The sequence below is a fragment of the Paucibacter sp. B2R-40 genome, from assembly GCF_025717555.1.
Lineage (GTDB): Bacteria > Pseudomonadota > Gammaproteobacteria > Burkholderiales > Burkholderiaceae_C > Paucibacter_A.
Genome location: NZ_JAJIRP010000007.1, coordinates 201,459 through 221,242 on the forward strand (window position 1 = coordinate 201,459; position 19,784 = coordinate 221,242).

General features: G+C 62.0%; 12 protein-coding genes. 5 read left to right on the forward strand and 7 right to left on the reverse strand.

All coding sequences use genetic code 11. The features are described 5' to 3' along the window. Nucleotides 1-178 precede the first annotated feature (178 nt). The 4 genes from LNV09_RS15720 (at nt 179) to LNV09_RS15735 (ending at nt 7,853) form a co-directional block, all read left to right on the forward strand. Nucleotides 179-1,450 (forward strand): 3-methyl-2-oxobutanoate dehydrogenase (2-methylpropanoyl-transferring) subunit alpha, encoded by a 1,272-nt coding sequence (locus LNV09_RS15720; protein WP_263558136.1) that lies wholly within the window; start codon nt 179-181, stop codon nt 1,448-1,450. Then, nucleotides 1,447-2,487, forward strand: coding sequence for an alpha-ketoacid dehydrogenase subunit beta (locus LNV09_RS15725; RefSeq protein ID WP_263558009.1), 1,041 nt, complete (start codon nt 1,447-1,449; stop codon nt 2,485-2,487). The genes LNV09_RS15720 and LNV09_RS15725 overlap by 4 nt, the downstream gene beginning before the upstream one ends. Then, the gene (locus LNV09_RS15730) at nt 2,487-3,782 is read left to right on the forward strand and encodes a dihydrolipoamide acetyltransferase family protein (protein WP_263558010.1); all 1,296 of its coding nucleotides are present in this window, start codon (nt 2,487-2,489) and stop codon (nt 3,780-3,782) included. The genes LNV09_RS15725 and LNV09_RS15730 overlap by 1 nt, the downstream gene beginning before the upstream one ends. A gap of 153 nt (nt 3,783-3,935) precedes the next feature. Beyond that, on the forward strand, nt 3,936-7,853 hold the full coding sequence (locus LNV09_RS15735; RefSeq protein WP_263558011.1) for a sensor histidine kinase: 3,918 nt from the start codon (nt 3,936-3,938) through the stop codon (nt 7,851-7,853). 40 nt (nt 7,854-7,893) lie between these two features. On the opposite strand, the gene LNV09_RS15740 is transcribed toward LNV09_RS15735, so the two are convergent. From LNV09_RS15740 to LNV09_RS15760, 5 genes are all read right to left on the reverse strand, one after another. Beyond that, on the reverse strand, nt 7,894-8,346 hold the full coding sequence (locus LNV09_RS15740; RefSeq protein ID WP_263558012.1) for a GNAT family N-acetyltransferase: 453 nt from the start codon (nt 8,344-8,346) through the stop codon (nt 7,894-7,896). Beyond that, nucleotides 8,343-8,996, reverse strand: a complete 654-nt coding sequence (locus tag LNV09_RS15745; protein WP_263558013.1) for an FMN-binding negative transcriptional regulator — start codon at nt 8,994-8,996, stop codon at nt 8,343-8,345. Before LNV09_RS15745 ends, LNV09_RS15740 begins: the two co-directional genes overlap by 4 nt. Nucleotides 8,997-9,114: 118 nt before the next feature. Continuing rightward, nucleotides 9,115-9,828: an RES family NAD+ phosphorylase gene (locus LNV09_RS15750; protein ID WP_263558014.1), complete on the reverse strand. Its 714-nt coding sequence runs from the start codon at nt 9,826-9,828 to the stop codon at nt 9,115-9,117. A gap of 11 nt (nt 9,829-9,839) precedes the next feature. After that, nucleotides 9,840-10,310 (reverse strand): MbcA/ParS/Xre antitoxin family protein, encoded by a 471-nt coding sequence (locus LNV09_RS15755; protein WP_263558015.1) that lies wholly within the window; start codon nt 10,308-10,310, stop codon nt 9,840-9,842. A gap of 115 nt (nt 10,311-10,425) precedes the next feature. Next, on the reverse strand, nt 10,426-13,812 hold the full coding sequence (locus LNV09_RS15760; RefSeq protein ID WP_263558016.1) for an amidohydrolase family protein: 3,387 nt from the start codon (nt 13,810-13,812) through the stop codon (nt 10,426-10,428). 446 nt (nt 13,813-14,258) lie between these two features. Here LNV09_RS15760 and LNV09_RS15765 point away from each other — a divergent pair, with 446 nt between their 5' ends. Next, on the forward strand, nt 14,259-16,214 hold the full coding sequence (locus LNV09_RS15765) for an AsmA family protein (protein ID WP_263558017.1): 1,956 nt from the start codon (nt 14,259-14,261) through the stop codon (nt 16,212-16,214). A gap of 772 nt (nt 16,215-16,986) precedes the next feature. Here the strand turns inward: LNV09_RS15765 and LNV09_RS15770 are convergent. Together LNV09_RS15770 and LNV09_RS15775 are read right to left on the reverse strand one after the other, a co-directional pair. Next, entirely contained in the window at nt 16,987-18,837 is a 1,851-nt protein-coding gene (locus tag LNV09_RS15770; RefSeq protein ID WP_263558018.1) for a family 2A encapsulin nanocompartment cargo protein cysteine desulfurase, read from the reverse strand. After that, nucleotides 18,812-19,741: a family 2A encapsulin nanocompartment shell protein gene (locus tag LNV09_RS15775; protein WP_263558019.1), complete on the reverse strand. Its 930-nt coding sequence runs from the start codon at nt 19,739-19,741 to the stop codon at nt 18,812-18,814. Before LNV09_RS15775 ends, LNV09_RS15770 begins: the two co-directional genes overlap by 26 nt. Nucleotides 19,742-19,784: the final 43 nt, after the last annotated feature.

The following is a 19,784-nucleotide window of genomic DNA, read 5'->3' on the forward strand; positions in this document are numbered from 1 at the left end:
GAGCGCCGGCGATCCGCTACGCTACTGTCAGTGCGGCGGTGACCCCGGCGCAACTTCCGTGCGAGGGGCTGCGCAGCACCGCTGAGCCTGCTTGTCACGATTTTGGATTGCTTGGGCGCGAGATCCGCGCAGGAGTGACAGACGCATGAAGACCGACAAGCCCGTTGAGAATGAGGGCATGGGCTCATCAGCCCCAGCCTCAGGCGCCCACGAGCGTCTGCATTTGCATGTGCCGGAACCCAGCGGCCGGCCCGGCTGCCACACCGATTTTTCCTATTTGCATCTGTCGCCGGCCGGCGCGGTGCGTAAACCCGCCATTGACATCGCCGCCGTCGAGACCGCAGATCTGGCCTATAGCTTGATTCGGGTGCTCGACGAGAGTGGTCAGGCGAAAGGCCCTTGGGCGCCGCAGCTGAGCCCGGATCAGCTGCGCCAAGGCCTGCGCACGATGCTCAAGACCCGCGTCTTTGATGGCCGTATGTTGATCGCTCAGCGTCAGAAGAAACTGTCGTTTTACATGCAGAGCCTGGGCGAAGAGGCGATCGGCAGCGCGCATGCGATGGCGCTGAACGAGGGCGATATGTGCTTCCCGACCTATCGCCAGCAAAGCCTCTTGATGGCGCGCGACAACGTGCCCTTGGTCGAGATGATTTGCCAGTTGCTGTCGAACGAGCGAGACCCGCTCAAAGGCCGGCAGTTGCCGGTGATGTATTCGATCAAACGAGCCGGTTTTTTCAGCATCAGCGGCAATTTGGCGACCCAGTTCATCCAAGCCGTCGGATGGGCCATGGCCTCGGCCATCAAGGGCGATACCCGCATCGCCTCGGGATGGATTGGCGACGGCGCCACCGCCGAGGCCGACTTCCATACCGCTTTGACCTTCGCACATGTCTACCGCGCGCCGGTGATTTTGAATGTGGTCAACAACCAATGGGCGATCTCGACCTTTCAGGCGATTGCCGGCGGTGAGGGCACCACCTTTGCCGCGCGTGGTTCGGGCTGCGGCATAGCTTCCTTGCGGGTTGACGGCAATGACTTTCTGGCCGTTTACGCGGTGTCGAAATGGGCGGCCGAGCGGGCGCGCCGCAATCTGGGGCCAACCTTGATCGAGTGGGTGACCTACCGCGCCGGGCCGCATTCCACCTCGGATGACCCGAGCAAGTACCGGCCTGCCGACGAATGGCAGCGCTTCCCTCTGGGCGATCCGATTGAGCGCCTGAAGACCCATCTGATCGCCTTGGGTGAGTGGTCGGACGTGCAACATGAAGCTTCGCAAAAGGAGTTGGAGCTTGAGATCATCACGGCCCAAAAAGAGGCCGAAGCCTTTGGCACCTTGGCCGATGGCCATATCCCCAGCATCGCCTCGATGTTCGAGGATGTTTATAAAGAAATGCCTGCGCATCTGCGGCAGCAGATGGCCGAGGCGCGCCGCTTTGGAGGCCGGGAATGACTGACATAGACAAGGACCAGACGCGCGTCCCCATGACCATGATCCAGGCGCTGCGCTCGGCCATGGACGTGATGCTGGCGCGCGATCCCGATGTGGTGATATTCGGCCAAGACGTCGGCTATTTCGGCGGCGTCTTTCGTTGCACCGACGGCCTGCAAAAGAAGTACGGTGACCAGCGCGTTTTTGACGCGCCGATCTCTGAAGGCGGCATCGTCGGTGTGGCCGTCGGCATGGGCGCCTATGGCCTGCGGCCGGTGGCCGAGATCCAGTTTGCGGACTACTTCTATCCGGCCTCGGATCAGATCGTTTCCGAAGCGGCGCGCTTGCGCTACCGCTCGGCCGGCGACTTCACCGCGCCGCTGACTCTGCGTATGCCTTGCGGCGGTGGAATCTACGGCGGGCAAACGCACAGCCAAAGCCCGGAGGCCTTGTTCACCCACGTCTGCGGCCTGCGCACGCTGATGCCGACCAACCCTTATGACGCCAAGGGCCTGTTGATTGCCGCCATCGAGTGCGATGACCCGGTGATATTTCTGGAGCCCAAGCGCCTGTATAACGGCCCATTCGATGGTCATCATGACCGGCCCTCAACGCCTTGGTCCAGCCATCCCCTGGGGCTGGTCCCCGAAGGCTATTACAGCTTGCCGCTCGATCAGGCGACGCTGTTCCGGCCCGGCCGCGACCTGACGGTGATCACCTACGGCACCATGGTCTATGTGGCCGAGGCGGCGGCCAAGGAGACCGGCATTGACGCCGAGATCATTGATCTGCGCAGCATCTGGCCGCTCGATCTGCAGGCGATCGTCAACTCGGTTAAAAAGACCGGCCGCTGTGTGGTGCTGCATGAGGCGACGCGCACCAGTGGCTTTGGCGCCGAGTTGGTGGCGCTTATGCAGGAACATTGTTTTTATCACCTGGAAGCACCGATCGAGCGCGTGACTGGCTGGGACACGCCTTATCCGCATGCCCAGGAATGGGACTACTTCCCCGGCCCGGCCCGCGTGGCCGCAGCGCTGCAACGAGCGATGGAGAAATGATGGGACTGCATATCATCAAGATGCCCGACATCGGCGAAGGCATTGTGGAAGTGGAAGTGGTGGCCTGGCGGGTCAAGGTCGGCGACAACATTACCGAGGATCAGATCCTGGCCGATGTGATGACCGACAAGGCAACGGTGGAGATCCCTTCGCCAGTGCATGGCCGCGTCTTGGCGCTGGGCGGCGAGGCGGGCGAGGTGATGCGCGTGGGGTCGGACCTGGTGCGCATCGCGGTGGATGGGGAATTGGACGGGCAGGGCGCTGAACCGGCATCCGCGGCCGTGCCTGTTGCTACTTCCGTTTCAGCGCCTGCTCCCCTCTCGGCGATACCGACAGCGCAGGCGCCAGCACATCCCGCTGCGCCAGTGGCCCCACAGCCCGCGGCCATCCATCGTCCCCAGGATCTAAGCTCGAACGACAAGCCGATTGCCTCGCCCTCGGTGCGCCGGCGCGCCTGGGAGTTGGGCATCGATCTGGCTCAGGTTCGGCCCAGTGGTTCCGGCGGGCGCATCATGCATGCCGACTTGGAAGGCGTCAGCGCGCAGCCCAAGTCCACCAACGCGTATGCGGCTGCTCCGGCGCTCAGCAAAGCTTTGGCCGCCGACGAGGTCATCAAGATCACCGGCCTGCGGCGCAAAATCGCGCAGAAGATGCAGGAATCCAAACGGCGGATCCCGCATTTCAGCTATGTCGAAGAGGTTGACGTCACCGAGTTGGAGGCCTTGCGCGAGCAACTCAATCAGCGCTGGGGCGCCACACGTGGCAAGTTGACCGTGCTGCCGCTGCTGGTGCGGGCGATCACCCGGGCGGTACGCGATTTTCCGCAGGTCAATGCGCGGCTTGATGATGATGCCGGCGTGCTGACGCGTTATTCGTCCGTGCATCTGGGTGTGGCGGCGCAGACCGATGCGGGGCTGATGGTACCGGTCTTGCGCGATGCTCAGAACCTCGACCTATGGTCAGCGGCGGCGCAGATCAAACGCCTGGCGGACGTTGCACGCACCGGCCGCGCTACCCGTGATGAGTTGACCGGCTCGACACTGACGTTGACCAGCCTGGGCGCCTTGGGCGGCATCGTCACCACGCCGGTGATCAACTACCCCGAGGTCGCAATTGTTGGGGTCAACAAAATCGTCGAGCGGCCGATGATGCGGGGCGGCGTGGTGGTGGGCCGCTTGATGATGAATCTGTCGTCGTCGTTTGATCACCGGGTGGTCGACGGCATGATTGCCGCGCAATTCATCCAGGCGATCCGGGCCCAATTGGAAAGCCCTGCGATGTTGTTTGTCGATTGAGCCGCCAGCCACAGGCTTGGCGGCTTGAAGTGGCACTAAAGCCAGGGCTTGGGCTGGCAGTTGGGCCAATTCAGCGTGGTTTTGGGGCACGAAACATGCAGGTTTGATGAGAGACTTCGAGGCGTGAAGCCTCATCATTCATCCTTCATTGCAATGTCTTGCTGGCTGTACTCGCTGACACTGGTGTTGGGTCTGCTGCAGATGCCGGTCCAGGCCGCAGGGGCAGTGGGTGCGGCGGGCGCCCGCAACTTTCATTTCGAAAGGTTGTCCGAAGCGCAAGGCTTGGCGCGCGACTCCGTCACCGCCATTGAGCAAGACAGCCTTGGCTTCATCTGGATAGGCAGCCAAGCCGGTCTGAGTCGCTTCGACGGCCTGCGAGTGCACAACTTCCGACACACAAGGAGTGATGCGCGCAGCTTGGCCGACAACTGGATACAGGCCTTGTTGACCGATCCGGCCGGCGGCTTATGGATCGGCACCAGGCACGGCCTGCAACGATTCAACCCTGGCGGCGACGACTTCGAGACCATCAAGCTGCCGTCCACTGGGCGTATCGGGCAGGCTTACGCGCAGATCAATGTATTGCTCAGTGATGGTCGCAGCGGCCTGTGGTTGGGCACCGATGATGGTTTGCTGCATTTTGAAACCAAAACTGGGGTCTTCAGGACCTTCTATCGCGGCCCAACGAATGGCCTGGCGCATGACAAGGTGCAGGCGCTGGCGCTCGATGCTGCCGGCAATTTGTGGGTCGGCACTGCCGCCGGCATCCAAACCCTGCTCATCGGCGCAAGGGAGTTCAGCAGCTTCACACCGAGTGGCGCTTTGCTCAGGTTTCCGCTCAACTTGGTGAAGAGCCTGGTGCTCGATAAGCAAGGCCTGCTGTGGGCGGTCAACGAGGCCGGCGTGCAAGCTTGGCGCTTGGATGCGCAGGGGCACGCCGTGCAGCGAATCTATGCCCATGCGCGCAAGAGCAATGAAGGCTTTCTGCCGCTCTTGGTGGATCGCAACGGTCAACTGTGGCTGGGCACCGGCACCGACGGACTCTTGCAATGGCAGGCCGACGAGCGGCAATTTCGCCACTACGCCCACCGGGCTAACGATCCGTTCAGTGTGCCCGAACATATCTCCAGCCTGTTTCATGATCGCAGCGGCTCGCTCTGGTTGGGCACCTGGGTGTCGGGGGTGTATCGCGCCGATCTGGCCAGCGGCGGCTTTAACAAGTTCGGTGCTGCGGGCTTTGGCAAGCAATACCTGAGCGATCAGCGGGTCTTCAGCATCGCTGCCCAAACAACGGGCAAGCTCTGGCTGAGCACGACCGACGCTGTGGCCTTGCTGGACACACGCACCGGCGAAGCTCAGCAGTTCGAGTTTGGTCACAGTGAACAAGAGAGTATGAATTTCGCCGACGCGCGCGCGAGTGCGTCGGACAAAGCCGCGCTGGCGTGGCTGTACCGGCATATGGACTCGCGCAGCAGCCAGTTGCGCTTGCCCTCGTTTGGTGCCGACAACCCGCTCGGCGACGTCATTCGTCACGTCGCCAGCGACACCAAGGGCTTGCTCTGGCTGGGCTCGCGCAGTGGCTTGCATCGGCTCGATCCCATCAGCGGGCGCAAGAAGACCTTCCGGCATGACGCGAATCAGGCCAGCAGCCTGAGCGATGACATCATCAAGATGGTGTTGGCGGACCTGGACGGCGACATTTGGGTGGCCACTGAGCAAGGCCTGAATCGATTTGATGCCGCGACCGAGAGCTTCCGCCATTTTCGTTCTGACGCCGCGCGTCCCGGCAGCTTGAGCAGCGATCGCGTTCAGTATCTGTTTCAAGACTCGCAGGCGCGCATTTGGGTGGGTACCGCGCAGGGGCTCAATCAGCTGAACAAGGCCGCCAATGGGGACATCAGCTTCAAGCAGTTCCCGGATTTGGCCAGTTTGGGCTCGGACCCCATTGGCGGCATCTTGGAGGACCGCAAGGGCCGCTTATGGGTCAGCACCACGGCCGGTATTTCGCGCTTCGATCCGGCCAATCGGGAACTGCGCAATTACACCGCCAAAGACGGCATGATCGAGAGCTTCTATTTCGCCAATTCTGCTTTTCAGGATGCCGATGGGCGGATGTATTTTGGTGGCTTGAACGGATTGACCGGCTTTCATCCCGATGAGATCCGCGACAACCCCATCCCGCCGCCACTGCAGATCACTGAAATCAGAGTCAATAACGAGGCTTTGCGACCCGGAAAATTAGTCCAGGGTTTGCAGCTCGAGGGAAGCATCGCGTCCTTGACTGAGCTTCAACTCAGGCACGAGCACAGTGCAGTTTCGATCGAGTTGGCGGCCCTGCATTACGCCGATCCTCAGCGCAATCGCTATGCCTATCAATTGCAGGGCTTTGACGCCGATTGGGTCATGCCCGAGCCCGGCCAGCGCAAAGCGTCGTACACCAATCTGGCCCCAGGCAACTACGTATTCCGCGCCAAGGCGGCCAACAAAGATGGAGTTTGGAACGAGCAGGGCACTTCATTGGCGCTGCGGGTGCTGCCCGCCTATTGGCAGACTTGGTGGTTCAGGCTGGGCGCATTGGCTCTTTTCGCGGCCGGCTTGTGGGGCTTGTTTTATGCCCGCGTGATGGTCTTGACCCGCCAACGCGTGCAGCTTGAAAGCCAAGTATTCGGGCGAACCGCTGAATTGCTGCACGAGAAGCAGGTGGTGGAGCAGACCCGTGACTTGCTGCTGGAGCAAAAGCTCGAGGTGGAGCGCCAAAAAGATATCGTCGAGCGGGCCCATGGCAATATCTCCACGCTCAGTGAGATGGGCCGGCACATCACCGCATCCTTGGACCGTGACTTGATACAGCGCAGCCTGTGCTTGCACGTACAGCAATTGATGCCAGTGGACGGCTTTGCGATTGGTTTTGTCAACAGCCCCCAGCGGCAACTCGAGTTTGCTTTCATCATCGGCGAAGGAAGTTCAGAGAACGGCTCCGTTGAAGCCTTGAGTTTGGATGCAAGCCAGCGGATCGAACTGCGCTGCCTGCGCAATCGCCAAGCGATGCTGCTGACGAGCACGCCGGATTCCCCCTCGCTTGAGCCAATGGTCGGCCCGTTGGGCGAAGCGGTACGTTCGGCGATCTTGGCTCCGCTGCAAGTGGGTGAGCGTGTGCTGGGTCTGATGGTGGTGCAAAGCCGGCGAGAAAGAGCTTACGAACCCTGGCAGTGCGATATGTTGCTAACCTTGGCCGCCTACGGAGCGATCGCCTTGGAGAATTCGGCCAGCTATTTGTTGTTGAAACAGACTCAAGAAGATTTGGTGCAGCAGCAAAAATTTGCCGCGCTGGGCTCCTTGGTGGCGGGTGTCGCGCACGAGTTGAACACGCCCTTGGGCAATAGCCTGATGGTGGCCAGCACTTTGCTGGAAAAATCAAGTGCCTTTGGCCTGCGCTTGGCTGAGCAACAGGGTTTGCGCAAGTCCGATCTGCAAGCCTTTGTGCGCGAGACCGAAGAGGCTGCTGTGCTGTTGATGCGGGGGCTGACGCGGTCGGCGGATTTGGTGCGCAGCTTCAAGGAGGTGGCGGTGGATCGCAGCAGCGAACAGCGGCGTGTGTTTGATCTCATGCATATCGTCCAGGAGGTCGCCGACACGCTCGCCAACGAGTTGCGCAACAAGGGCCACAGGCTCAGCCTGGATATCGCCAAAGGCTTAGAGTTGGATGCTTATCCGGGTCCCTTGGGTCAGGTTTTGACCAATCTGATCACGAACTCCATCTTGCATGGCTTTGATGGTCGGCGCGGCGGCGTGATGCACATCAGTGCTGTGCCGGTCGGGTCAGATGCGCTGCGCATCCGTTTCAGCGATGACGGTGTTGGCATCGCGCCCGAGAATCTTGAGCGCATCTTCGACCCCTTTTTCACCACCAAGATGGGGCAAGGCGGCAGCGGCTTGGGTCTGAGCATCAGCTACAACCTCGTCCATTCGATTCTGGGCGGGGAGATTTCTGTCGCCAGTGAGCTCGGCGCCGGTGTGGTGTTTACCCTGGATCTGCCGCTCAAGGCCCCGCTGCCGAGTGAGGGGGCTTAGGGGCCAATGCACTTTCAGACTTTCATTTAGTCCCGCCTATCTAGACCCGCTTGTTGTAGGTCAGAAAGATCTGGTCTTGCACCCAGCCCAAGGATTCATACAGCGCTTGCGCCGCCAAATTGGTTTTGGCGGTGGTGAGGTCAAGCCTGGCTACACCTGCGGCTTTCGCATAGTCATGCGCCGCCAGCAGCAGCGCTTTGCCGGCGCCGCTGCGCCTAGCCTCGGGACGCACATACAGGTCGTAAAGTGTGCAGATGGACTTGGCCTCGACCGAGCAAAAGCTCGGATAGAGTTGGCAAAAACCCAGCGCCTGTCCGCTTGAATTGACGGCTAGAAAAAGCAGCGATTCACTTCGTTGCAGGCGCAATGCAATGAAATTTCTGGCCAACTCCAAGTCAGCCACCTGTTCATAGAATTGCCGGTAAGCGTCGAACATCGGAGCGAGGACATCAAGGTCGGACAAGTCGGCTCGGCGGGTCGTGAGGGTGTTCATAGGCCTTGTTTGCTGTGATTGATTTGTTCCGTGACCAAGCCTGCCAACGCGACCGAATTCGCATCGCCCAGCGCCAGCAATTTGTCGGCCGTGCCCAGCCGATCCGGCATCGCCTCGTCTTGGCTGAGCTTCCACTTGCCTTGCAATTTGCTGATGGGGATTTCAATCCCAACCACGGCCCGGGCCAGCCGGGAGATGAAGTCTAGCGGCGCATCTTCAATTTTCCAAGGCAGCGCCTGCTGGGCCTCGCTGTGCTCGGTCAAGTCACGAAGCAGTTGCAAAATCCAGCGCGGATCTTCGACCGCCCTGGCTTTGCCATGCGCATGTGCGACGACATAGTTCCAGGTTGGCACGACCTTGCCCTCGGTCAGCCGGGTCGGGTACCAGGACGGCGTGATGTAGGACTGCGGCCCTTGAAACATCACCAAGGAGTCCGTCGAGGCCGCAAGCTGCTGCCAAACCGGGTTGGCGCGGGAGACATGCGCGCGCAAAGTTCCAAACTCACCGCGGCTGCGGTCGAGAATGAAAGGGATGTGATTGGCGATCAAGCCCTCTGCACCCGAGATGACCCAGGCACCCAGCGGCTGCGCCTCGATCAAGGACTGCACTGAGTTGAGCTCGGTTTGAGCATGATAGGGTGGGACGTACATGGCAATGTGTTTGCGAGCTAAGGCGGGCTAAGGCGGAGTGAGGTCGCAATGTAGTCAATTCGTGGTTCATCGAAAAGGCCCACCGGCTAGAAATTTTGGGCCCGATGCCCGAGCAGGTTCAGAGCTGATGTAGCTCGGACTTCAAATACCAGTCCCCGATACGTTCACCATTCCAGCGCAGCGTGACATGCTCGGCCTGACGCGCCGGCGGCAGGGTGGCTTGCGGCGTGAACAGCGCCACGCATTGACCCCCAGCGCGACGCACGCTGTCATAGACCAAGCCGGCACTGCCAGCCGTGCGCTGTGCGGCCGCAAAGGGCCGCGAGTGGGTGTAGGAATTCGGCTCATACAAAGCCGCAAAGGCCGGCGCCTGCTGCAGGCCGCGCAAGTCGCCCAAGCTCGCACTCACGCTGACCCGGTAGCAGCGCAAATCGACATCGATGGCGGCCTCGGCCGTGCGGGCCAGAAAGAGCGCGCGGTGATGACTGACTTCGGCCACCGCCGTTTCCAACTCGCTGGCCGCGTAATAGACGCCGTAGCTGCCGTCGGAAAAGCGGCTGCCCTCCGGGTTCAGGTGGGTGAAGGCCGCCATGATGGGGCTGCAGCCGGGGCCGCTGATGCGTTGATCGGGAGGCACCAAGCTCAGCTCGCCGATTTCGTCGCGCAGGCGCGGGTTGCCCAGCGATTCGATCGCGAAAATAACCTCTAGGTCCGCCGCGTCGGCGACCCGTTCGAACAACGAAATCGGCGGATAGCGGCTCGGCAGCAGGCGGCAGGAATCCACCCAGAAGAGGGCGGTGCTGGGCAAGGCGTCCCGCTTCGCTGCGCTCATCAATTGCGGCTTCAGGCCCAGCCGCCGCGCTGGGCATCCAGGTATTGGCGCACCACGAATAGATCGGACACCTGGCCGCCCAGCATCCTTGCCAGGGCGCTGCTGCCGCCAAACAGCGGCGCGCTATTGGGCTTCTTGATCCAGGCGTCCGCACGTTCGGGCACGGGCAGCAGTATTTGCAGGCCGGCGTAGATGCCGAACAGATGCGAGAGCCGCTCCAGCGTGGCCGCGTCCAAGCCGTTCTTGATGCGCCCGGCCTTCCAGTCAAAAAACGTGGTGCGCCCGCAGCCCAGCAGGCGCTGCTGCTCGTCATTGCTCAAGCCCCAGGCCTGCGCAATGCGAAAGAAGCCGCGCAAAGCGGCCGCCGCGGCCTCTGGCGATTGAAGCTCCGGTCCGCCATTGGCGCTCCGTTTGAAGCGGCCCTGTTCGCTCCCGAATCCAGCCTCGCGCGTCAGCGATGGTGAAGCAGCATAAGCAACCATGGCACGGCCCTCCAAAGATCTTGGCCAGCGGGGGGCTGGCGATGATGGAAGTATAAGTTCGCCGTCGAATTAAATCAATAAACTAGTTCGAATTTGGATTTTGGAGTCGCGGGGCTCAATCCTCGCCGTGGCTGGCCCCTAGCCCTTCGGCATCAATCGGCATGCTGCGGCCGTCGGCGCCGTCGAAGAAGAAGGGCTTGCGTGCCTTCTGACGCGGCAGCAACTCATTCATCGTACCGACCTCGAACAGGCGGCCGTTTTGCATCACATGGCTGATGCGGTCACTCTGGCGAATGTCCTTCAAGACGTCGCCGTCAATGATCACCAGATCGGCCAATTTGCCCACCTCCAAGGAGCCCAGATCCTTGTCCAGCCCCAGGTAATGGGCCGGGTTGGCGGTAGCGGTACGGATGGCTTCCAGCGAAGTCATGCCGCCCAGGCCAAACATCCACATCTCCCAATGCGCACCCAGGCCTTCGCGCTGGCCATGGGCGCCGATATTGGCTTTCACGCCGGCGCGCTGCAAGGCGGTCGCGGTGCTGGCCACGCGCAGGATGTTGAAGTCTTCGTCCGGCGCGGTCGGCCGCCTCACCGCGCGGGCCTCCAACATCGCCCGTGGCACGTACTTGGTCAGCAGTGGGTGTTTCCAGACCTCGGTGCGGGCATACCAGTAATGCTCGCCGTCGAGGCCGCCATAGCCGACGTTCAAGGTCGGCGTGTAGCCGACCTGCGTCTGCGTCCAAAGCTGGTGCACATCGTCGTAAACCGAGGCCAAGGGGATCGCATGTTCGATGCCGGTGTGGCCGTCGACGATCATGCTCATATTGAGCTGAAACAGTGAGCCGCCCTCGGGCACCACCATCATGCCGGTCTGGCGTGCCGCTTCGATCACTTGCTGGCGTTGCTCACGGCGCGGTTGCTGATAGCTCTTGACGCTGATGGCGCCGGCCGACTGCTGGCGCTTCAAGTGGCTGATGGCATCGTCGAGGCTGTTCACCACCGCCGTCACGCCGGCCTTGGCGCCATACAGGATCGATCCGGTCGAATAAATGCGCGGGCCGGTGACGAGGCCGGCGCGCTGCATCTCGGCCTGCGTGAAGATGTCGCCATTGCGATTCGACGGGTCATGGATCGTGGTCAGGCCAAAGGCCAGCGAGGCATAGTTGATCCAGCTTTGCTGCGGAATGATTTCGTTCTCGCCCATGCCGCCATGCCAGTGCGCATCGATCAAGCCGGGAATGATGGTCTTGCCCTTGGCATCCACGCGCTTGGCGTCAAGCGGAATGCTCACCTGCGCAGCCGCACCGATGGTGGCAATACGGTTGCCCTCGACGACGATCACGCCGTCCTCGATCACCTCATCCCCCTTCATCGTGGCGATGCGCGCACCGGTGATGGCAATGCGCCCTTGCGGCTTGTCGCTGGCCTGGCTGAAGCCGATCTTGCGGCCGGCTTTTTGCACCTCCGCCGCTTTGAAGCTGCCCGGCAGCGGCTTGCCCTCGGCATCGAGTGTCGGCGGCGGGAAAGCCTCGGCCAAGCTGGTGCTGAACAACTCATCGGCATAGCTGAACAGCACGCGCTGGCTGTCACCGCTCCACTGCATATTGTCACCAGCGACCACATCAAGTTGGCGCACCGGCAGCGCGTCCATCTTGGGCCCCACTGTGATGGTCTTGCCGGCCAGCGGCAGTGGGCTCACATAAGCATGCGAGCGCTCGACAAAGCCCAGCCATTGCCCGTCGGGCGAGAGGCTGAAGTCGCTGACGAACTCGCCGCGCGCGACCTCGGTCTCGCTGCGATCCTTCAGCTCGATGCGCCACAGCGCGCGGCGCGAGTCGACCTCATTGCTCATGCTGAAGCGGCTCACAAACACCGCGTCATTGCGGGCGCCAAACTGCGGCGATTCGCCGTCTTTGGCAATGCGTTGCGGCTCGCCGCGGCCGTCCGCGGCGGCCAGGAAAATGCCGTTGTCCAAGCCATGCCACGGCGTGGTCAGGTAGCCGCCCTTGACCTTGCTGTAGGCAATGCTCTTGCCATCGGGCGAGAACTTGGGCGACAGGTACTTGCCCGGCGCTTTGGTGATCAAAGTCTCGCGCCCGCTGGCCAGATCGAGCTTGCGCACGCTGCCAAGCTTCTCGTCGTGCCATGTCACATAAACCAGCTCGCGGCCGTCGCGCGAAAAGCTGGGGAAGAATTCAAAGCCGTCGGCTTGCTGAGTTAGACGGCGCGGCGCAGCCTCTTTGCCGGCGCGCAGATCCTTCAGATAGAGATGGCCCAGCGCCGAGTAGACGGCATTGCTGCCATCGGGCGCCACCGTGACCCAGCGCAGTTGCTTGACGTCGAACTGATCCGGCGCCACCACCTGCGGCTGGCGCAGCGCTTCGCGCACCTCGCGCTGGTCTTTCACATGAAACGGGATCTCGGCCGCACTTTGCTTGAAGGGGTCGACCCGCCACAGCTTGCCCTGGGCCCAGAGCACCACGCTCTTGGCGTCGGGCGTCCAGGCAAAAGCCGGGTAGACGCCGTTGACCGACCAGCTCTCTTGCAGGTCGCGCTCCAGATGGCCCCAGACAGGGCTTTCACGCCCGGTCTGCAGGTCTTTCAAAAACAGCGTGCTTTGCATACGCACGCGGCGCACAAAGGCCAGGTATTTCCCGTCCGGCGACGGCGTAGGGCGGATCGCTCCACCGGGGCCCTGCACAAAGGGCTCGACGCTGCCGTCGCTGAGGTCCTGGCGGAAGATCTTGAAGATCTCGCCATTGGCGTCCTTGTTGTATTCAAAATATCGGCCGGGCGTCGTGTCTTGCGAGTAGTAGAGGAACTTGCCGTCCGGCGACAGCGCGGGCTCGCCCAGGTCTTTTTGCCAGTTGGGTTTCTCGTTCAACTGCACGCCTTTATTGCCAGCCGCCGCGCCGTCGACGTGATAGAGCCAGATCTCGCCCGAGCCGGCCGAGCGGGTGCCGGTGTAATGCTTGCGGGCGGCAATGTATTTGCCGCTCGGATGCCAGACCGGATTGTTGAGCAGGCGGTAGTCTTCCTTGGTGACGGCGCGCGCACCCGTGCCGTCGACATTCATCACCCAGATGTTGTCGCCGCCGCCGGCGTCGCTCTGAAAGGCCAGCTGCTTGCCGTCGGGCGAAAAGCGCGCTTGCTGCTCCCAGGCAATCGAATGCGTCAAGGCGCGAGCTTCGCCGCCTTCAATCGGCATCACATAGAGATCGCCCAGCAGGTCAAAGACGATTTGTTTGCCGTCCGGGCTGACGTCCACACTCATCCAGGTACCGCTGCGGGTGTCGATATTGACTAGCTTGGCCTGGCCTGGCGGCTGATTGACATTCCAGACTTTTTTGTCCGCTGCGGCTACGGTGGCTGTTGTATTCGCCGTGGACCCAGCTGACGCTGCCGGTGCCACCTCGGCCGCGTGAGTGAAGGCAGCGTTTGAGCACAGGCTCAAGCCCGTGAGCGCTGCGGCCAGATGGCGCAGCAGAATATTCTTTTGCATGGAATGAGTGAGCCCAGGGTAAGGGCCGAATTGAGGGTGCGTGGATGTGCAGGACGAAAAGGCTGGCGTAGCTTAGCGAGTGTTCCCAGCCCTGACCATTGGCAAATGTCCCAGCATGGGTTGCCTGTCGCACGCCGATGGTGTTGAGGCGATGGTGATGCAGCGGCGCCGTGCCTTCGGTGGCGTGAATTTCGGCCCTTGGTGGCTCTTGCCGGCCCTTTGCGAGCTCAGGGAGGCCCTTGCCTGTCCATCGCAAGTGCTACCCCTCCAGCAGCAAGCTTCGAGTAGCCTGGCCCTTGGCGCGGTGCCGTCCTACGCCGGCAAAGCCTCCTTTCCCACGGGCGCGAAGCTTGGCTGGGGGCAAGATGGCAGCATGACAATGCCAATCAAATGCCCACGCCGGCAGCCGCTGTACGGGCGCAAAACTGCAGCTTTGCCAGGGCTGCATGGCTGAGCCGGCAGGCATGGCCGCGCGCGGCGCGAGGCGGATGCGATGGCCGCTGGTGGTGGGTTTGATATTCGCCAGCTTGTTGGGCGGCATTGCCCTGGCGGAATGGGCGGGTTGGCCCGGTTTGGCGCCTTGGCTGGCTCAGCGCTTCAATTCGCAAGACAGCGCTGGCCCCCAGGTCGCGCTAGGGGAGGGCAGCCGCATCCATTTGATCCTCAGACCCCGCTTGATTGCGATCGGCCTGACCCTTGCACGGCCCGGCGAGGCAGGCACTTTGGCCGTCGCCGAGGCGCTTGAGCTGGAGTGGCTCTGGACGGATGTGTGGCGCTGGAAAAAGCACGGGCAAGCGCTGCGTTTGCAGGCCGTCGAGGTTGACCATTTGCAGCTGAGCTGGACGCGCGACGCTGCCTTGCGCGGCAATTGGCAAGGGCACAGCCAAGGGAACAGGCCGCAGCAGGGCGCGGGCAGTGAAGATGCTCCCTTGGCCCTGCCAGAGATTGGACATTTGCGCATTGCCAATGGCAGTCTGACCGTCGACGATCAACCGCTCCAACTGAAGGCGACGGCCAAGTTCCATACCAGCACCGAGGGCGGCTGGCATGCCGATGTGCAGGGCAGTTTGCGCCAACAAGTGCTGAGCCTGCAGGCGAGCGCCAGTGCCAATTTGCCGCTGCTGAGCCATCAGGGCGGCCCGCCGGTTCAGCTCAAAGCGAGCCTGAGGCAGGGCAGCAGCACGCTGGAATTCGACGGTACCGCAGCTTCGCTGCTCGATGCCCAAGAGCTCAACGGACAGATACGGGTCTCCGGGGCGTCGCTGGCGGCTGTGGGCAAACCCTTGGGGCTGAGTCTGCCGCGGAGCCAGGCTTTTGAGCTCCAAGGCGGCTTGCTGCACCGAGCCGGGGTTTGGCGTCTCACCGCTGCGCAGGCCCGCGTGGGCCGCAGCCGTCTGGCAGGAGATTTTGCTTTCATGCCGGGCCTTGCCCGCCCCAAACTCACCGGCACCTTGCGCGGCGGACCCTTGATGCTGGCCGATCTGGGCTCGGCCATTGGCACCGACGAAAAACCCAAACGAGCCGATCGGGTCCTGCCCGATCGCCCCTTCGATATTCCGGCGCTCTCCGCCATGGATGCGCAGCTGAGTGTCAGCTTGACATCGCTGGATTCGGGCACTGCGGCGGTTGCTCCCTTGACGCCGGTCGACGCGGTGCTGGTGCTTGACGACGGCGTGCTTCGCATCAGCCAACTCCGTGCCGGTGTGGGCGGCGGCGTGCTGACCGGGGAAACGACGCTTGACTCCAAGACCAGCCCGCCCCAGTGGACGGCCAAATTGATGATGCAAGGCTTGGCCATTGACCGCTGGTTGCCGGTGCTGCAACACAGCCAGGCGGGGCCAGGCATGGCCAAAAGCTATCTCACGGGTCAGTTGGAGGCCAATGCCCAGATGCGCGGCCGGGGCCGTAGTGTGGCGGAATTATTGGCCACGCTGGACGGGGAATTCGATGCGGTGCTCCGCAAAGGGTCTCTGTCACATCTGATCACCGAGGGGATGGGCTTGGATATCGCTCAAGGCCTGGGTATCTGGTTGCGCGGCGACGACAACTTGGCCTTGAACTGCGCCGTCGTCAAGGGGCGTGTGCGTGCCGGTGTTGTGCATCCCAAGTGGGCGGTGATTGACAGCAATGACAGCCGCATCGATATGAGCGGCAATATCAACCTGGCGACCGAACAAATCCATTTGCGCGTCGTCGCTCAACCCAAGGATTTTTCGCCGCTGAGTTTGCGCGCTCCTTTGCGCGTGGAAGGGTCGCTGGCTATGCCGCACCTGGCCTTGGAAGGAAGCGCTCTGGGCGCAAAGCTGATTGCTGCCATTGCACTGGGCGCCTTGGCAGCACCCGCAGCGCTGATTCCTTTCATCGACACCGGCGGCGACGTACCGCCCTTGGCTTGCCCATGAGCGCGTATGCACCGCTTGCTGCTTAATCCAATAGCTTCAGCATCAGGTGATTCAGCGTTTCCACAAGTGGCCATATCGGCGAAGCCCGGTACTTGGGGTTCACTGCTGCGTTGGCCGCCTCAGAAGAAACGGTGAAATCTGCGCCAAGTCCGTGGCATTTCGCGACACCAGCTCTGCGTTGCGTTGCGTTGCGTTTGGTTTTGCTGAATGCTTAGCAAGCTCCTCATTCGTTTGATCCGGCTCTGCGCTTGTTTCGGCTTGGCACGACCTCGGTGGTCTCCCCGCGTAGCTAACGCGGGCGCTTCTTGCCCCGCAAGGAACGCAGTTTGGCTTTACGAATCAGGCGTGCCACACGTTTGACGCTGCAACGACCGCCAACCTCTTTGAGATCATGGAGCACGCGCGGACCGAACTGCAATGAGGCCGTCGATTGCGCCGCATGGAAATCTGGCACCAGAGCCGTAGGTTGGCCCTTCGGCGGTCAACTCCATAGGCTTCCACAGCCTGCTACCTTTGTAATTTGGCGGTTCAGACAATGGGCTAGCTTGTCGGATTTATCAAATACTAGATAGAGCAATCGCCTCTTGGACCGATGAGGCCCCATTGCAATGCTGGCGCCACAGCGTTGACTACAGCACCCAGTCATCGGTCTTCAACTTTACAGAGCAGCCTACGCTGTTGGCCCTTTAAAAAGAAAAGGACGGCTGAGTTCGCACTCGCCGTCCTGTAGGGTTTTGCTGCTTTTGGCTTTTGGCTTTGGGCTTAGCTGGGCCTATCGCCCTGCGACTCTTCGCACCACCGCCGCGAGATGGTCGATCTCCTCGCTGGTGTTGTAGAAAGCAAGCGAAGGCCGCACCGTGGCTTCAAGGCCGAAGCGGCGCAGAATCGGCTGGGCGCAGTGGTGGCCGGAGCGCACCGCGATGCCTTCCTCGTTCAGCGCACGGCCAATGTCTTCGGTCTTGTGACCGGGGATCACGAAGGACAAGACGCTGGTTTTACGCAAGGCCGTGCCCACCAAGCGCACTTTCGGGATCTGCAGCAGTTGGTGAGTCGCGTAGTCCAGCAGGTCATGCTCATACTTGGCGACGTTTTCCAGGCCCAGCTTTAGCAGATAGTCCAAGGCAGCTCCCAGACCCACCGCGTCGGCGATATTGCCTGTTCCGGCCTCGAAGCGCGAGGGTGGTGGGTTGAATACCGTGCGCTCAAAAGTGACGTCAGCAATCATATTGCCGCCGCCCTGCCAAGGCGGTGTCTCCTCCAGCACTTCGCGTCGACCGTAGACGACGCCGATGCCGGTCGGCGCGAAGACCTTGTGGCCCGAGAAGACAAGGAAGTCTGCGCCCAAGCTCTGCACATTGACACGCAGATGCGAGACCGACTGCGCCGCGTCCACCAGCGTGCGAACTCCGGCGGCCTTGGCCAGTGCCACGATCTCGTGGATCGGCGTGATCGTGCCCAAAGCGTTGGAGACATGCGTCACCGCCGCCAACTTCGTGCGCGGATTGAGCAGTTTGCGGTACTCGTCCAGCAGGATCTGGCCCGTGTCATCGACCGGAATCACCCGCAGCTTGGCGCCTTTTTCGGCCGCCAACTGCTGCCAGGGCACGATATTGGCGTGATGCTCCAGGTGCGAGACGATGATCTCGTCGCCGGCACCGATGTACTTGGCGCCCCAGCTCTTGGCGACCAGATTGATGCCTTCGGTGGCGCCGCGCACGAAGATGATTTCTTCGCTCGAGGCGGCCCCCAGAAAGCGCGCCACGGTGTCGCGCGCGCCTTCATAGGCGTCGGTAGCTCGTGCCGCCAGTTCATGCGCCGCGCGGTGGATATTGCTGTTCTCGTGTTCGTAGAAATACGAGAGCCGCTCAATCACCTGGCGGGGCTTTTGCGTGGTCGCCGCGTTGTCCAGCCAGACCAGTTGCTTGCCTTTGACTCGCTCTTGCAAGATGGGGAAGTCCCGCCTCACTGCCTGCACATCGAAGCCGCCTGGGGCGCTGCGAGGCTGTGTCTGCGGGGCACCGGCGCGAGACTCGTGCGCCTGCACCTGACCGGGCTGCACAAAGTAGTAGCCGCCGGACTCATCCCGCTTGCCGCTCAGTTCGGTAGTACCAGGCTGGCTGCTGTGCACGTTGCCAAGCAGGGCCCTCAGCGTATCCTGGCCCGGCAGACCAAAAGCTTGGGCACTGATGCGGTCTTCCGGCTCCGGCAAGGGAGCCGCCGCAGCCGTGATCGGATGCGTGGCCTCGTTGACGAAGTAGTAGCCGCCCGGCGATGAACTCGCCGGTGCGCCCCCCGCTTGCGGCTCCTTGGGGTGCGAGGTCGAAGGCAGTATGGACGGCAGCGCCGCTGCATAGGCCTCGGGCACGCCCTGCGCCACGCCGCCCTGACGCGGCGCCTGAGCGGCATGGGCCTGGCCGGCCGGCGCTGCTTCAAGCTGCGGCGTCAGGTCCTCGCGCAAGTCCAGGTCCTGATCGGGTTTGCTAGGCGAGGTTTTCGCAGCGAAGTTCGGCCCCGGTTCGCCATTCGGCAAAGCGGAGAAGAACTCACCGGCCAGGCGGCTTAGCAGACCCACATCCGGCAAGTTGAGACTTGCGCTGTCACTTGTAGGTATCTGGATACTCATGGTATTTGCCGATCTCCACATCATCCAAGAGGGCCAGTGCGTCATCGCTCTGCACGGCCAGCGAGCAATACAGCGAGATCAGGTAGGAGGCGATCGCGTTGCGGTTGATGCCCATGAAGCGGACCGACAGGCCCGGGCTTTGCTCGCCGGCCAGGCCAGGCTGGAACAGACCGACCACACCTTGGCGCTTTTCGCCGACGCGGATCAACAAAATCTTGCTCTTGCCGTCGGCCACAGGCACCTTGTCCGAAGGCACCAGCGGCACGCCGCGCCAGGTCAGGAATTGCGAGCCGAACAAGCTGACAGTCGGCGGCGGCACACCGCGGCGGGTGCATTCGCGGCCAAAGGCTGCGATCACCAACGGGTGGGTCAGGAAGAAGGCCGGCTCTTTCCAGACCTTGGTCAGCAGCTCGTCCAGATCATCGGGTGTGGGCGCGCCGGTCAGCGGATAGATGATCTGATCCGGTGCGACGGACGACAGCAGGCCGTAATCGGGGTTGTTGATCAGCTCGGACTCCTGGCGCTCCTTGATGATCTCGATGGTCAGGCGCAGTTGTTCCTTGATTTGATCATGCGGGCTGCTGTAGAGATCGGACACGCGGGTGTGCACGTCCAAGACCGTGGAGACGGCATTGAGGAAATACTCGCGCGGCCTGTCTTCGTAGTCGACAAAGGTCTGCGGCAGCTCGCTCTCGTCGCGCTTGGCGCAAGTAACGCGGATGTCCTTGGCGTTCTTAACCTTGTTGAGGCGGTAGATGCCGGCCTCGACCGGCAGCCATTGCAGCAGATGCACCAGCCAGCGTGGGCTGATGGTCTCCAGCTGCGGAACGGTCTTGGTGGCATTGGCTAACTGACGCGCAGCGGAATCGCTGAGCGCCAATTGGGCTTCTTGGCTTTCGGCCATGGGGCTTCTCCTGGGGTGGTGGTAGGTAAATGGTTAACTAAAC

Coding starts and splice junctions, on each gene's coding strand:
- LNV09_RS15740 (WP_263558012.1), bottom strand. CDS start 8,346: ATGAACACCCTCACGACCCGCCGAGCCGACTTGTCCGACCTTGATGTC.
- LNV09_RS15730 (WP_263558010.1), top strand. CDS start 2,487: ATGGGACTGCATATCATCAAGATGCCCGACATCGGCGAAGGCATTGTG.
- LNV09_RS15770 (WP_263558018.1), bottom strand. CDS start 18,837: ATGAGTATCCAGATACCTACAAGTGACAGCGCAAGTCTCAACTTGCCG.
- LNV09_RS15735 (WP_263558011.1), top strand. CDS start 3,936: ATGTCTTGCTGGCTGTACTCGCTGACACTGGTGTTGGGTCTGCTGCAG.
- LNV09_RS15760 (WP_263558016.1), bottom strand. CDS start 13,812: ATGCAAAAGAATATTCTGCTGCGCCATCTGGCCGCAGCGCTCACGGGC.
- LNV09_RS15725 (WP_263558009.1), top strand. CDS start 1,447: ATGACTGACATAGACAAGGACCAGACGCGCGTCCCCATGACCATGATC.
- LNV09_RS15765 (WP_263558017.1), top strand. CDS start 14,259: ATGGCTGAGCCGGCAGGCATGGCCGCGCGCGGCGCGAGGCGGATGCGA.
- LNV09_RS15720 (WP_263558136.1), top strand. CDS start 179: ATGGGCTCATCAGCCCCAGCCTCAGGCGCCCACGAGCGTCTGCATTTG.
- LNV09_RS15755 (WP_263558015.1), bottom strand. CDS start 10,310: ATGGTTGCTTATGCTGCTTCACCATCGCTGACGCGCGAGGCTGGATTC.
- LNV09_RS15750 (WP_263558014.1), bottom strand. CDS start 9,828: ATGAGCGCAGCGAAGCGGGACGCCTTGCCCAGCACCGCCCTCTTCTGG.
- LNV09_RS15775 (WP_263558019.1), bottom strand. CDS start 19,741: ATGGCCGAAAGCCAAGAAGCCCAATTGGCGCTCAGCGATTCCGCTGCG.
- LNV09_RS15745 (WP_263558013.1), bottom strand. CDS start 8,996: ATGTACGTCCCACCCTATCATGCTCAAACCGAGCTCAACTCAGTGCAG.